Consider the following 14,635-nt stretch of genomic DNA (forward strand, 5'->3'; position numbering starts at 1 on the left):
CTTCTTGATCACGTATCACGCGTCACCGCCCGGAAGATGGTGGCACGGACTGACGGCCGTCCGGGGCATCAGGGTGCGAGCCGGTGTGGAACCAGAGCCTCCGCACTCTTGTCGTTCCCGTGCGGCACCATGGGCCGAATGAGCGAAGAGCTGCCGGCGTACGCGGAGCGGGTGCTGGAGGCGGCCGAGCGGATTCCGCCCGGCCGGGTGATGACGTACGGCGACGTCGCGGAATGGCTCGACGAGGGGGGACCCCGTCAGGTCGGCCGCGTCATGGCGCTGTACGGGGGAGCGGTGCCCTGGTGGCGGGTGGTGCGGGCGGACGGCCGGCCGCTGCCCGGCAGCGAGCTGCGCGCGCTGGAGCACTACCGCGCCGAGGCCACCCCGCTGCGCCTGACCGGCGCCGGCGAACCGCGCCTGGACATGCGGCGGGCGCGCTGGGACGGGGACGCCGGGGGTACAGCGCGGGACGAAGCTCACATGTGACAGCTTCGGCCATGCGGGGCCCGAGCGGGCGGTCGAAGGGACGTACGAAGCCCCGTACGAGGGATGCGTGGGACCGGATGGCACTGCGCGGGGCGCGCGGGTTGCCGTAGCGTTGCCTCTTCGGCTTCGGCCGGCACCACCGCGACGACCGCAGACCCACCAGGACCGGCACCCCACGTGAACACCTCTTCCTCCGACGGCCACCGCTCCGAGCGGCGGCGTATGCGGACCCCCGACGCGTACCGCCTGGTGCGCACCGGGCCGCAGCGGGTGGATCCCCCTGTGCTGGACGCAGCGCAGCGCGCGGTGGTTGACCACGCCGGCGGACCTCTGCTGGTCCTCGCCGGACCGGGCTCCGGCAAGACGACCACGCTGGTCGAGGCGGTCGCCGCCCGCGTCGAGGCCGGCACCGACCCCGCCCGCGTCCTGATCCTCACCTTCAGCCGCAAGGCCGCGGTGGAACTGCGCGACCGTACCGCCCTGCGCCTCGGCGGCGCCCGCGCCCCGCAGGCCACCACCTTCCACTCCTTCTGCTACGGACTGGTCCGCGCCCACCAGGACACCGACCTGTTCGCGGACCCGCTGCGACTGCTGTCCGGTCCGGAGCAGGACGTCATGGTCCGCACCCTGCTGGAGGGCCAGCGCCGGATCCGCTCGATCCGCTGGCCGGACGACCTGCGGGCCGCGCTGACCACGCGGGGCTTCGCCGACGAGGTCCGCGCGGTCCTGGCCCGCGCCCGCGAGCTGGGCCTGGGCCCCGCCGCCCTCTCGGACTTCGCCTCCCGCATCGGCCGGCCCGACTGGAAGGCCGCCGCGGCCTTCCTCTCCGAGTACCTCGACGTCCTGGACCTCCAGGGCACCCTGGACTACGCCGAACTCCTCCACCGCGCGGTGCTGCTGGCGGAGCGCACGCCCGAGGTGTCCTCCCTGTACGACGTGATCTACGTCGACGAGTACCAGGACACGGACGCCTCGCAGCTGCGCCTGCTGCGCGCGCTGGCCGGTCCCGGCGGCCGGCTCACCGCCTTCGGCGACCCGGACCAGTCGATCTACGCCTTCCGCGGCGCGGACATCAACAACATCCTGGACTTCGAGGCGTCCTTCCCGGGAGCGTCCGTCCGCGCCCTGACGGTCTCCCGCCGCTCCTCCTCCGCCCTCCTGGCCGCCACCCGGCAGCTGACGACCCGCATGCCGATGCCGCGCCTGCCCTCGGCGGCGGTACGGGCCCACCGCGCGCTCGCCTCGACCCGCGAGGGCGGCCGGGTCGAGGTGTTCACCTACCCGACGGCCGGCGCGGAACTGGACAACATCGCCGACATCCTGCGCCGGGCCCACCTGGAGGAGGGCGTGCCGTGGCAGGACATGGCCGTCCTGGTCCGCGCGGGCGGCCGCACCCTCCCGCAGATGCGCCGCGCCCTGATCGCGGCGGGCGTCCCGGCCGAAACGGACGGCACGGACACCCCCCTCCGCCACGAACCGGCGATAGCCCCCCTCCTCACAGCCCTCCGCACCCTGGCCCTGACGGGCCCGGACACGGGCCTGGATCCGGGCCCCGAGACGGGCCCCGGTGCGGGCTCCGAGCCGGGTCCTGAGGCGGGCCCCGACGCGGGCTCCGAGACGGACCTAGGCGCGGGCTCGGGCACGGGCCCCAGCGCCGGACTCGCCCCGACCACGACCCCCGACCCTGCCTCCGGCCCCCTCGCCGACGCGTCGGCCTCCGACGTCGGCCGGCTCTCCGACGACTGGGTCGCCCAAGGCGGTACCGGCGCCGACGCGGCGGACGCGCCGGCCTCCGGCGCGGACCGCCTCGCCGACGGAGTCGGCGGTGTCGTCGACGCCCGGGTGGGCGAGCTCGCTCGCAACCTCGGGGCGGGTGGGCGGGAAACCTCCCCCGCCGCCGGGGACAGCCCCGCCGGGGACGTTCCAGCTGCCGTCGAGTCCGGCCGGGCCGGCGACGGCCATGACGCCGGGTGGATCGGGGTCGAGGCCGCGCTCGTGCTGCTCGCCTCGCCGCTCGGGGGGATGGACTCCGCCGATCTGCGGCGCCTCGGGCGCGCGCTGCGCGACGAGGAGCGGGCCGCCGGGATCAAGACCCCGGCGCCCTCCGACGTCCTGCTCGCCCGCGCCCTCGCGGAGCCCGAGCGGCTCGTCGCGCACGACCCCGCCTACGCCCGCGGAGCGCAACGCCTCGGGCTGCTGCTGCGCAAGGCCCGCGAGCTCCTCGCCGGCGGCGGCACCGCCGAAGAGGTCCTGTGGACCCTCTGGGACGGCACCCCCTGGCCCCAGCGCCTGGAGCGCAGCGCCCGCCGCGGCGGCCCCGCCGGCCGCAACGCCGACCGCGACCTCGACGCCGTCTGCGCGCTCTTCGACACCGCCGCCCGCGCGGAGGAACGTACCGGCGGCGCGGGCGCCCTCAACTTCCTCGAACAGCTCGAGGCCGAGGACATCGCGGGCGACACCCTGACCGCCAAGGCCACCCGCCGCGAAGCCGTCCGCCTCATGACCGCCCACCGCTCCAAGGGCCTGGAGTGGGGACTCGTCGTCGTCGCCGGCGTCCAGGAAGGGCTCTGGCCCGACCTGCGCCGCCGCGGCTCCCTCCTCGAAGCCGACCGCATCGGACGCGACGGCCTCGCCGAACCCCTCACCCCCGGCGCACTCCTCGCCGAGGAACGCCGCCTCTTCTACGTCGCCGCCACCCGCGCCCGCGACCGCCTCGTCGTCACCGCCGTCAAGGCCCCCGCCGACGACGGCGACCAGCCCTCCCGCTTCCTCACCGAGCTCGGCGTACCGGTCAAGGACGTCACCGGCCGCCCCCGCCGCCCCCTCGCCGTGCCCGCGCTCGTCGCCGAGCTCCGCGCCACCACCGTCGACCCCGACGCCTCGCCCGCGCTGCGCGAGGCCGCCGCCCGGCGCCTGGCCCGCCTCGCCGTGCTCACCGACGACGAGGACCGCCCGCTCGTCCCCGCCGCCCACCCGCAGCGCTGGTGGGGCCTGTACGAGCCCACCCGCAGCAGCGTCCCGCTCCGCGACCGGGACCGGCCCGTCGCCCTGTCCGGCTCCGCCCTGGACCAGCTCGCCAACACCTGCTCCCTCCAGTGGTTCCTGGGCCGCGAGGTCAAGGCCGACGCCCCCTCCACCGCCGCCCAGGGCTTCGGCAACGTCGTGCACGTCCTCGCCGACGAGGTCGCCTCCGGCCGCACCCCCGCCGACCTCGCCGTCCTGATGGAACGCCTCGACACCGTCTGGGACTCGCTCGCCTTCGACGCCCCCTGGAAGTCGCGGCAGGAGAAGGACAACGCCCGCGCCGCCCTGGAGCGCTTCCTGCGCTGGCACACCACCGACCGCGGGGGCCGGGCTTCCGTGGCCACGGAGCACGACTTCGACGTCACCCTCGAGGCGGGCGAGTACGCCGTCCGCGTCCGGGGGTCCATGGACCGGGTCGAGGCGGACCCGCAGGGGCGCGCGTACGTCGTCGACTTCAAGACCGGCAAGTCCTCGCCGACGAAGAACGAGGTCGACCGCCACCCGCAGCTCGCCGTCTACCAGCTCGCCGTGCGCGAGGGAGCCGTGGACGAGGTCTTCGACGGCCTGCGCCCCGAACCGGGCGGCGCCGAGCTCGTCCAACTGCGCCAGGGCGCCGCCCAGCGCGACGGCGGGGACACCGTCCCCAGGATCCAGGCGCAGCAGGCACTGGAGGGCGGCGCCTCCGGCGAATGGGTCGGCGACCTGCTCGCCACCGCCGCCGGCCGGGTCCTCGAAGAGCGCTTCGCCCCCGCCCTCGGCAAGCACTGCGACCACTGCTCCTTCCGCGCCTCGTGCAGCGCCCGCCCCGAAGGCCGCCAGACGGTCGAGTAGGCGGCGCTGCCGGACCGCGCAGCGGCCGGGCGGCACCAGCCCGGCGGACGCGGGCGGCGGGGAGTGTCGGTGGGGGCGGCTAGCCTTTTTACGTGTCCGCGCGTCCGCCCGCCTCCCCGGTCCTCACCGATCCCGAGCAGCTCAAGGAGCTCCTGGGGATCCCCTTCACGCCCGAACAGATGGCCTGCGTCACCGCCCCGGCCGCCCCCCAGGTCATCGTCGCCGGCGCGGGCTCCGGCAAGACCACCGTCATGGCCGCCCGCGTGGTGTGGCTGGTCGGCACCGGCGCGGTCGCACCCGAACAGGTCCTCGGGCTGACCTTCACCAACAAGGCCGCCGGCGAGCTCGCCGAGCGTGTACGGGGGGCCCTCGCGCGGGCCGGCATCAGCGATCCGGACCCCTCCCCGGCCGAGGCCGACTCCGTCGGCGGCGAGCCGCGCATCTCCACGTACCACGCCTTCGCCGGACAGCTCCTCAAGGACCACGGCATGCGGATCGGGCTGGAGCCCAGCGCCCGGCTGCTCGCCGACGCCACCCGCTTCCAGCTCGCCGCCCGGGTGCTCCGCGAGGCCCCCGGGCCGTATCCGGCGCTCACCAAATCCCTTCCCGACCTGGTCAGCGACCTGCTCGCGCTCGACGGGGAGCTCTCCGAGCACCTCGTACCGCCGGAGCGGCTGCGCGCGTACGACACCGACCTGCTCTCCGTCCTCGCGGACACCAAGCTGAGCAACGAGGACCTGCGCAAGGTGCCCGAGGCCGTACGCGGCCGCCTCGAACTGCTGGAGCTGACCGAGCGCTACCGCGCCGCCAAACGCTCCCGCGACCTCCTCGACTTCAGCGACCAGATAGCCCTCTCCGCGCAGCTGGCCACCACCCGGCCCGAGGTCGGGGCGCTGCTGCGCGAGGAGTTCCGGGTCGTCCTGCTCGACGAGTACCAGGACACCTCCGTCGCGCAGCGGCTGCTGCTGTCCGGACTGTTCGGCGGGGGCACCGGGCACGCGGTGACCGCCGTCGGCGACCCCTGCCAGGCCATCTACGGCTGGCGCGGCGCCTCCGTGGCCAACCTCGACGACTTCCCCGAGCACTTCCCGCACGCCGACGGCAGCCCCGCCACCCGCTTCTCCCTCAGCGAGAACCGGCGCAGCGGCGGCCGCCTCCTCGAACTGGCCAACGAGCTCGCCGAGCCGCTGCGCGCGATGCACGAGGGCGTCGAGGCCCTGCGCCCCGCGCCGGGCGCCGAGTACGACGGCACGGTGCGCTGCGCGCTGCTGGAGACCCACGAGCAGGAGCTCGACTGGCTCGGCGACTCCGTCGCCCACCTGGTCCGCACGGGAACGGAGCCGCGCGAGATCGCCGTCCTGTGCCGCTCGGCCGGGGACTTCGCGCGCATCCAGGCGGTGCTGGTCGAGCGGGACGTCCCCGTCGAGGTGGTCGGGCTCGCCGGTCTCCTGCACCTCCCGGAGGTCGCCGACCTCATCGCCGTCTGCGAGGTCCTCCAGGACCCGGGCGCCAACGCCTCCCTGGTCCGGCTGCTCATCGGGCCGCGCTGGCGGATCGGCGCGCGGGACCTGGCGCTGCTGGGCCGCCTGGCGCGCACGCTGATCGCCCGGGCGCCGGGCGGCGGCGGGGACGACGACCGTCTGGCGGCGGCGGTGGAGGGCGTCGACCCGGCGGAAATCGTGTCGCTGGCGGACGCGCTGGAAACGTTCCTGGACGGCTCGACGTCCGGCTCGGGCTCGGGTTCCGGCTCCGGCTCCGGTTCGGGTTCCGGTCCCGCCGAGCTGCCGTTCTCCGCCGCCGCCCGGGTCCGGTTCGCGCACCTGGCGCAGGAGCTGCGCGACCTGCGGCGTTCGCTCTCGGACCCCCTGATGGACGTCCTCCACCGCGTCCTGTCGACGACCGGCCTCGACGTGGAGCTGGCCGCGTCCCCGCACGCGCTGGCGGCCCGCCGCAGGGAGACCCTGTCGAGCTTCATGGACGTGGCGGCCGGCTTCGCCTCCCTCGACGGCGAGGCCTCCCTGCTGGCCTTCCTCGGCTTCCTGCACACGGCGGCCCAGTACGAAAAGGGCCTGGACCATGCCCTCCCCGGCGGGGAGAACACGGTCAAGGTGCTCACGGCCCACAAATCCAAGGGCCTGGAGTGGGACGTGGTCGTGGTCCCCGACCTCTGCGCGGGCTCGTTCCCGAAGGAGAAGGCCCCCGAGGCCTGGACCTCGTACGCGAAGGTCCTCCCGTACGCCCTGCGCGGCGACGCGCCGACCCTCCCGCCCACCCCGGAGTGGACCGCGGCCGGCCTGAAGTCCTTCAAGTCGGCCCTCAAATCCCACAAGGCGGTGGAGGAACTCCGCCTCGGCTACGTCACCTTCACCCGCCCCCGCTCCCTCCTCCTCGCGTCGGGCCACTGGTGGGGCCCGACGCAGAAGAAGCGGCGCGGCCCCTCCGCCTTCCTCACCGCCCTGTACGACCACTGCGTGGCGGGCCACGGGGAGATCGAAGCCTGGGCCGACACCCCCGCGCCGGACGCCGAGAACCCGGCCCTGGCCACGGAGTCCACCCCGGACCACTCCTGGCCCCTCCCGCTGGACCCCGAGTCCCTGGCCCTGCGCCGAGCGGCCGCGGCCCTGGTCGAATCCCACCTCACGACACCCCCACCCCGGACCGACCCCGAGACCACCTACCTCTGGCCCCCGGCCTGCGAAGACCCCGCCTACGACCAGGAACCCGAAGACCACCCCTGGCCGGAGCCCGAGCCCTGGGCCGAGGCCACGCCGCGCCCCGCCGAGGACGACCCGTGGCCGGAGCCCGAGGACTGGGCCGGGGCCGCGCCGCGCCCCGCCGCGCCCGGCGACGACGACCTGTGGCCGGAGGCCGAAGGCTGGGCGCGGCCCGCGCCGCGCCCCAGTGCCCCCGGCGACGACGACCTGTGGCCCGAGGACGGGGACCGGGCGCGGCCCGTGCCGCGTTCCGACGGCCTCACCCCCGAGGAGGCCCGCGCCATCGCCTCATGGGACCGCGACCTGGACGCCCTGGAGGGCGAGCTCCGCCGCGCCAGGGCGGCCGTCCGCGACGTGGAGCTCCCCTCCGCGCTCTCCGCCAGCCAGCTGCTGCGCCTCGCCGCCGACGAGCAGGGCTTCGTACGCGAGCTCGCCCGCCCCATGCCCAAGCCCCCGCAGCCCGCGGCGCGCCAGGGCACCCGCTTCCACGCCTGGGTGGAGTCCCGGTTCGAGGAGCTCCCCCTCCCGCTCCTCGACGTCCTCGACCCCGCCGCCGAGCTCCCCGGCGCCGGCTCCGGACAGGACATCGCCGACGAGGCCGACCTGGAGTCCCTGAAGGCGGCCTTCGAGCGGAGCGAGTACGCCGACCGCACCCCGTACCGCATGGAGGTCCCGGTCCAGCTGACCCTCGCGGGCCGGGTGATCCGTGGCCGGATCGACGCCGTGTACCGCGGCCCCGACGGCACGTACGAGATCGTCGACTGGAAGACCGGCCGGACCGCCGAGGCGGACCCCCTCCAGCTCGCCGTCTACCGCCTGGCCTGGTCGGAGGCCACGAACACCCCCCTCGACGAGGTCACCGCCGCCTTCCTGCACGTCCGCAGCGGCCGCGTCGTCCGCCCCCGCAACCTCCCCGGCCGCGCCCGCCTTGAGCAGATCCTCCAAGGCAAATCGGACACGGAAAGCACCTACCGAACAGAAGGCTAGGCTCGTATCCATGAGCGACACCCCGGCGGACAGCGTCGTCCGCGCGTACATCGACACGCACCGCGCCGCCTTTCTCGACGACCTCGCGGAGTGGCTGCGCATCCCCTCCGTCTCGGCCCAGCCCGAGCACGCGGACGACGTACGGCGCAGCGCCGACTGGCTCGCCGCGAAGCTGAAGGAGACCGGTTTCCCGGTCACCGAGGTCTGGTCCACGGGGACCGAGGCCGCCCCCGGCGCGCCCGCCGTCTTCGCCCAGTGGCCGAGCGAGGACCCCGCGGCCCCGACCGTCCTGGTCTACGGGCACCACGACGTGCAGCCCGCCGACCTCGCCGACGGCTGGCACACCGACCCGTTCGAGCCGGTGATCAAGGACGGCCGGATGTACGGGCGCGGCGCCGCCGACGACAAGGGCCAGGTGTTCTTCCACACCCTCGGCGTGCGCGCGCACCTCGCCGCGACCGGCGCGTCCGCCCCCGCCGTGAACCTCAAGCTGATCATCGAGGGCGAGGAGGAGTCGGGCTCCCCGCACTTCCGCGCCCTGGTCGAGCGCGAGGCGACGCGCCTCGCCGCCGACATCGTGATCGTCTCCGACACCGGAATGTGGTCCGAGACCACCCCCACCGTCTGCACCGGCATGCGCGGCGTGGCCGACTGCGAGATCGACCTGTTCGGCCCGGACCAGGACATCCACTCGGGTGCCTTCGGCGGTGCCGTGCCGAATCCGGCCACCGTCGCGGCCCGCATCGTCGCGGCCCTGCACGACGAGGACGAGCGGGTCACGATCCCCGGCTTCTACGACAACATCGCCGAGCTCACGGACGCCGAGCGCGAGCTGATCGCCGAGCTCCCCTTCGACGAGAGCGAGTGGCTCCGTACGGCCAAGTCGTACGCGGCCGCCGGCGAGGCCGGCTACTCCACGCTGGAGCGCGTCTGGGCCCGTCCGACCGCCGAGGTCAACGGCATCGGCGGCGGCTACCAGGGCCCCGGCGGGAAGACCATCGTGCCCGCCTCCGCGCACCTGAAGCTGTCGTTCCGCCTGGTCTCCGGGCAGGACCCGTACGCGATCGAGGCCGCCGTCGCGCGGTGGGTCGCCGAGCGCGTCCCGGACGGAATCCGGTCCGCCGTCACCTTCGGCGCCCCGACCCGGCCGTGCCTGACCCCGCTGGACCACCCGGCGCTGCAGTCGGTCGTCCGGGCCATGGGACGGGCCTTCGGCCAGAAGATCCGCTTCACCCGCGAGGGCGGCTCCGGGCCGGCGGCGGACCTCCAGGACGTGCTGCACGCCCCCGTACTGTTCCTCGGGATCTCCGTGCCCTCCGACGGCTGGCACTCGCCGAACGAGAAGGTGGAGCTCGATCTGCTCGCCAAGGGAGTCGAGACGACGGCGTACCTCTGGGGCGACCTGGCCGCCCACTGGAAGCCGGCCGGACCCGCCTGAGCCCTCGCCCGCCGCCACCGTCACCGCCCGCCGCACACCCGTCCTGCTGAGCCTGCCTGTGTCCCACCACCGGGGGAGTTGGAAGTACCTGTGAGCACCCATACCGAGCACGAGCGCCCGATCTCGCTCGCCGCGCCCAGCGGCATCGACCGGGCAGCGCACCACCGCCTCGACGAGGCGTGGCTCGCCGCAGCCTGGAGCCACCCGAGCACCCGCGTCTTCGTGGTCTCGGGCGGCCAGGTCCTGATCGACGACACCGCCGACGGCGGCACCGGCATCGTGATGACCCCGGCCTTCGAGGCCCCGGTCACCGAGACCCACCGGTACTTCCTGGGCACCGACGAGGACGGCGTACGGTACTTCGCGCTGCAGAAGGACTCGCTGCCCGGCCGCATGGACCAGTCGGCCCGCCCGGCCGGCCTGCGCGAGGCCGGGATGCTGCTCTCCCCGCGGGACGCCGGGCTGATGGTGCACGCGGTGGCGCTGGAGAACTGGCAGCGCATGCACCGCTTCTGCTCCCGCTGCGGCGAGCGCACGGTGGTCGCGGCGGCCGGGCACATCCGCCGCTGCCCGGGCTGCGGCGCCGAGCACTACCCGCGCACCGACCCGGCCGTGATCATGCTGGTCACGGACGAGCAGGACCGCGCGCTGCTGGGCCGCCAGGTGCACTGGCCGGAGGGGCGCTTCTCGACGCTGGCCGGCTTCGTGGAGCCGGGCGAGTCCATCGAGCAGTCCGTCATCCGCGAGGTGTGGGAGGAGGCGGGCGTCAGGGTCGGCGAGGTCGACTACATCGCCAGCCAGCCCTGGCCGTTCCCGTACAGCCTGATGCTGGGCTTCACGGCCCGCGCCACCACCTCCGAGATCACGGTCGACGGCGAGGAGATCCAGGAGGCCCGCTGGTTCTCCCGCGAGGACCTGCGCGCGGCGATCGAGACGGGCGAGGTGCTGCCGCCCGCGGGCATCTCCATCGCGGCCCGGCTGGTCGAGCTCTGGTACGGACAGCCGCTGCCGCGGCCGAAGGCCTAGCCGTCCGGCGGCCCGTCGGCTGTCGGGTTCGTCACAGCAGAAGGCCCCCGCCGAGGCGGGGGCCTTTCTTGCCGGATCGGCGGATCAGACGGCGAGGGCCTGCTTGACCTGGGCCAGGCTCGGGTTCGTCATGACGGACTCGCTGCCGGCGGAGGACTTCACGAGGACGGTGGGAACCGTCTGGTTGCCGCCGTTCGCCTTCTCCACGAACGCCGCGGACTCCGGGTCCAGCTCGATGTTGATCTCGTTGTAGGCGATGCCTTCCCGGTCCAGCTGCTTCTTCAGCCGGTTGCAGTAGCCGCACCAGGTCGTGCTGTACATCGTGACGGTGCCCGTGTCCTGCATGCTGCGGTCTCCTTTGTGAAGGCTCGTTGGTCCGAGTACTCGAACGTACGGGACCGCCCGGCCATTCCCCGGCCCCGCATTGCGCACCGGTACGACCGGCGGGGCGGGCCTGTGGACAAGTTTCCCGCCCTCCCCACGAGACCTGGCAGCATGGCGGGGTGACAGCAGCAACGCACTCCTCATCCTTCACGGCCGGCGCCGACTCGGCCGACGCGGTGCTCCTGGGCCTGGACCCGGAGCAGCGCGAGGTCGCGACGACCCTGCGCGGGCCGGTGTGCGTGCTGGCGGGCGCCGGTACTGGCAAGACCCGGGCGATCACCCACCGCATCGCCTACGGGGTCCGGTCCGGGCAGCTGATGCCGGCGAGCGTGCTGGCCGTCACCTTCACCAACCGCGCCGCGGGCGAGATGCGCGGCCGCCTGCGCGAGCTCGGCGCCGGCGGGGTGCAGGCGCGCACGTTCCACTCCGCCGCCCTGCGCCAGCTCCAGTACTTCTGGCCGAAAGCGGTCGGCGGCGACGTGCCCCGGCTGCTGGAGCGCAAGATCCAGTTCGTCGCGGAGGCGGGCGCGCGCTGCCGCATCCGCCTCGACCGCAACGAGCTGCGCGACGTCACCGGCGAGATCGAGTGGGCGAAGGTCACCCAGACCGTGCCCGCGGACTATCCCGCGGCCGCCCTCAAGTCCGGCCGCGAGGCCCCCCGGGACCTGGCCGAGATCGCCCAGATCTACGGGACGTACGAACAGCTCAAGCGTGACCGCGGCATGATCGACTTCGAGGACGTGCTCCTCCTCACCGTCGGCATCCTGCAGGACCGCCACGACATCGCCGAGCAGATCCGCAGCCAGTACCAGCACTTCGTGGTGGACGAGTACCAGGACGTCAGCCCGCTCCAGCAGCGGCTGCTCGACCTCTGGCTCGGCGAGCGCGACAGCCTCTGCGTCGTCGGCGACGCCAGCCAGACGATCTACTCCTTCACCGGCGCCACCCCCGACCACCTGCTGAACTTCCGCACCAAGTACCCGCAGGCCACGGTGGTCAAGCTGGTCCGCGACTACCGCTCCACCCCCCAGGTGGTCCACCTCGCCAACGGGCTCCTCGCCCAGGCCAAGGGGCGCGCCGCAGAGCACCGCCTGGAGCTGATCTCCCAGCGCGAGACCGGCCCCGACCCGGTCTACGCCGAGTACCCCGACGAGCCCGCCGAGGCCGAGGGCGTCGCCCGCCGGATCCGCGACCTGATCGCCGCCGGTGTCCCGGCCGGCGAGATCGCCGTGCTCTACCGCATCAACGCCCAGTCCGAGGTCTACGAACAGGCCCTCGCCGACGCGGGCGTCCCGTACCAGCTGCGGGGGGCCGAGCGCTTCTTCGAGCGCGCCGAGGTGCAGAAGGCGATCCTCGCGCTGCGCGGAGCCGCCCGCTCCGGCGGCAACGACCGGCTCCTCGACGACGTCGTGGAACTCGGCTCCCAGGTCCGGGCCGTGCTCAGCTCCACCGGCTGGACCGGCGAACCGCCCGCCGGCTCCGGCGCCGTGCGCGACCAGTGGGAATCGCTGGCCGCGCTGGTCCGCCTCGCCGAGGACTTCGCCCGCGCCCGGCCGGGCGCCACCCTGTCCGACCTGACGGCCGAGCTGGACGAGCGCAAGGCCGCCCAGCACGCCCCGACCGTCCAGGGCGTCACCCTCGCCTCCCTGCACGCGGCCAAGGGCCTGGAGTGGGACGCCGTGTTCCTCGCCGGCCTGACCGACGGCATGATGCCGATCACCTACGCCAAGACCGACGAGCAGATCGAGGAGGAGCGCCGGCTGCTCTACGTCGGCGTCACCCGCGCCCGGCACCACCTGACGCTCTCCTGGGCCCTCTCCCGGGCTCCGGGCGGCCGGGGCTCCCGAAGGCCCAGCCGCTTCCTGAACGGCCTGCGTCCGGGCTCCGTGGCCCCGGGAACCAAGGCGGGCGGTCCGGCCGAGGTCCTGGGGGCCCGCAAGCGGGGCCGCCGCGGCCCGGTCCTGTGCCGGGTCTGCGGCAAGACCCTGACCGAGGCCGGCGAGCTGAAGCTGATGCGCTGCGAGGACTGCCCGTCCGACATGGACGAAGGACTCTACGAGCGGCTGCGCGACTGGCGCGCCGTCCAGGCGAAGGACCAGGGCATGCCCGCCTACTGCGTCTTCACGGACAAGACGCTGATGGCGATCGCGGAGGCCTCGCCCGCGGAGGCGGGAGAGCTCTCGATGATCTCCGGAGTGGGCGGTCGCAAGCTCGAGCGGTACGGAGCCGACGTGCTGGCCATCTGCGCAGGTCGGGAGCCGGAGGGGGAAGATCCTGACGACGCGTAGAAACTCGTCGGAAAAATAGTTTGCACATGCCCAGCGAATCCCCATAGGTTCTTAGCAACGGAAACGGTGGCTTCTCCGAAGCCCTGGATCCGTGCTGTACTTATCCGAATACGCATGGGACGAGGCCTCCGGGCCGAGTCCCCGAGACGCCGAGAGGAGGCGAGACCAGTGACCAGCTTCATGACGACCATCAAAATGACCGATCGCTCGGTCGCCGCTTCCTGCACGCTCGGCTCCTCCTCGCTCCTTCCGCTCACGGGTACCGGTCTGTCCGCGATTTGCCTCGCCGACAGCCCTGTCCTGGCCGCCGCGCCCGCCGCGCTGCTGGTCAGTGAGCGCAATGAGCGACCGACCCAGGCACCGGTGGCAGTACTGGCAGCGGAAGCCCAGGCGCATGGCGCCTATGGCTTCGCGGCCTCCGCCGGTGCCGCCAGGGCCGGATTCAAGACGCAGACGAAGCAGCAGCACCACCTGATGTGGGCCTTCCGTGGGCTCGAACCCTGGAGTGATCCAGCCTGATCGCATGATCAGGCCGGCGCCTTCAGGGCCGCGGAACCCCACCCGGGATCCGCGGCCCTTCTGTTTGTCCCCGAACAGGGACGACGGAGCGAAGGGGCCTCGGGACTGGCAAGACCAGAGGTACCCAGCCGCCCCCGGCCAACCGGCCGGAACGACTAGACGACAAAGACGAGGAAGAAAACACCGTGCAACTCGAAGCGCACGCCCCGTCCGTACCGCAGACCCAGACTCTCTCCCCGCCCGCAGTCCCGGAGGACTCCACCTTGACTCCCCTCACCGCGCTGACCGCGCTCGACGACGCCATCGAGAACCTCGGCGTACCCGTTGCCTGCCGTACCTACGACCCCGAGGTCTTCTTCGCCGAGTCCCCGGCGGACGTCGAGTACGCGAAGTCCCTCTGCGCCAGCTGCCCGCTGGTCGAGGCCTGCCTCGCCGGTGCGCTCGAGCGCCGCGAGCCCTGGGGCGTCTGGGGTGGCGAGCTCTTCGTCCAGGGCGTCGTCGTAGCCCGGAAGCGCCCCCGTGGCCGTCCGCGCAAGAACCCGGTTGTCGCGGCATGACCGCCAACGGAACCATCGACCGCCCCCTCACGCACGACCCCCTGAAGCAGGCCCTCATGTCCCCCCACGCCACCACGAGCGAGCAGCCGCACGGCTCCGCCACCGCAGACTTCATCACCGCAGGCGCGATCACCTCGCGTCAGAACAGGACCCGCGAAATGCAACTCATCCCAGAAGCCATGGCTCGTGCCCATATGGCCGACCGTATGCGTGAGGTCGACGTCGAGCGTCGCGCCCTGCGCGTGGTCGCCGCGCGGCGCATGCAGCGGCGAGCCGAGCGCGTCTCGCTGCGCGCCCGCCGCGCGCTGGCCATGGCCGTCATGCACTAAGAGCGCCACATGCGGCCGGGAGTCTCCGCTCCCGGCGCGGCACCCCGGGGGG

Annotated in this window: 10 protein-coding genes; 9 read left to right on the forward strand and 1 reads right to left on the reverse strand. The window is 73.8% G+C overall.

Going from position 1 to position 14,635, the window contains the following annotated elements:
• Positions 1-129 precede the first annotated feature (129 nt).
• From ACWGDE_RS12455 to nudC, 5 genes are all read left to right on the forward strand, one after another.
• Complete coding sequence (locus ACWGDE_RS12455; protein WP_453388928.1) at positions 130-486, forward strand: MGMT family protein; 357 nt, start codon at positions 130-132, stop codon at positions 484-486.
• Positions 487-708: 222 nt separating this feature from the next.
• On the forward strand, positions 709-4,341 hold the full coding sequence (locus ACWGDE_RS12460) for a UvrD-helicase domain-containing protein (RefSeq protein ID WP_453388937.1): 3,633 nt from the start codon (positions 709-711) through the stop codon (positions 4,339-4,341).
• A 92-nt stretch (positions 4,342-4,433) separates the two neighbouring features.
• Entirely contained in the window at positions 4,434-8,042 is a 3,609-nt protein-coding gene (locus ACWGDE_RS12465) for a UvrD-helicase domain-containing protein (protein WP_453388929.1), read from the forward strand.
• A 10-nt stretch (positions 8,043-8,052) separates the two neighbouring features.
• Positions 8,053-9,480, forward strand: coding sequence for a dipeptidase (locus ACWGDE_RS12470; protein ID WP_453388930.1), 1,428 nt, complete (start codon positions 8,053-8,055; stop codon positions 9,478-9,480).
• A 78-nt stretch (positions 9,481-9,558) separates the two neighbouring features.
• Positions 9,559-10,506, forward strand: a complete 948-nt coding sequence (nudC, locus tag ACWGDE_RS12475) for an NAD(+) diphosphatase (RefSeq protein WP_453388931.1) — start codon at positions 9,559-9,561, stop codon at positions 10,504-10,506.
• A gap of 84 nt (positions 10,507-10,590) precedes the next feature.
• Here nudC and ACWGDE_RS12480 read toward each other — a convergent pair whose 3' ends face one another.
• A complete protein-coding gene (locus ACWGDE_RS12480) occupies positions 10,591-10,851 on the reverse strand; it encodes a mycoredoxin (protein ID WP_453388932.1) in 261 nt (86 codons plus the stop codon).
• 158 nt (positions 10,852-11,009) lie between these two features.
• Between ACWGDE_RS12480 and ACWGDE_RS12485 the strand changes: the two genes are divergently transcribed.
• The 4 genes from ACWGDE_RS12485 (at position 11,010) to ACWGDE_RS12500 (ending at position 14,583) form a co-directional block, all read left to right on the forward strand.
• A complete protein-coding gene (locus ACWGDE_RS12485) occupies positions 11,010-13,178 on the forward strand; it encodes an ATP-dependent DNA helicase UvrD2 (RefSeq protein ID WP_453388933.1) in 2,169 nt (722 codons plus the stop codon).
• A 168-nt stretch (positions 13,179-13,346) separates the two neighbouring features.
• Positions 13,347-13,697, forward strand: coding sequence for a hypothetical protein (locus ACWGDE_RS12490; protein WP_453388934.1), 351 nt, complete (start codon positions 13,347-13,349; stop codon positions 13,695-13,697).
• Between the two features lie 185 nt (positions 13,698-13,882).
• A complete protein-coding gene (locus ACWGDE_RS12495; RefSeq protein WP_453388935.1) occupies positions 13,883-14,254 on the forward strand; it encodes a WhiB family transcriptional regulator in 372 nt (123 codons plus the stop codon).
• Positions 14,251-14,583 carry a hypothetical protein gene (locus ACWGDE_RS12500; protein ID WP_215035505.1) on the forward strand — a complete coding sequence of 111 codons (333 nt, stop codon included), beginning with the start codon at positions 14,251-14,253 and terminating at the stop codon, positions 14,581-14,583. The genes ACWGDE_RS12495 and ACWGDE_RS12500 overlap by 4 nt, the downstream gene beginning before the upstream one ends.
• The last annotated feature ends 52 nt before the right edge of the window (positions 14,584-14,635 follow it).

This window comes from Streptomyces sp. NPDC054956 (genome assembly GCF_053609185.1).

What these genes read in the sequence shown, in the direction of transcription:
- ACWGDE_RS12455 (WP_453388928.1), top strand. Translation starts at nt 130, where the DNA reads ATGGGCCGAATGAGCGAAGAGCTGCCGGCGTACGCGGAGCGGGTGCTG.
- ACWGDE_RS12470 (WP_453388930.1), top strand. Translation starts at nt 8,053, where the DNA reads ATGAGCGACACCCCGGCGGACAGCGTCGTCCGCGCGTACATCGACACG.
- ACWGDE_RS12460 (WP_453388937.1), top strand. Translation starts at nt 709, where the DNA reads ATGCGGACCCCCGACGCGTACCGCCTGGTGCGCACCGGGCCGCAGCGG.
- ACWGDE_RS12480 (WP_453388932.1), bottom strand. Translation starts at nt 10,851, where the DNA reads ATGCAGGACACGGGCACCGTCACGATGTACAGCACGACCTGGTGCGGC.
- ACWGDE_RS12500 (WP_215035505.1), top strand. Translation starts at nt 14,251, where the DNA reads ATGACCGCCAACGGAACCATCGACCGCCCCCTCACGCACGACCCCCTG.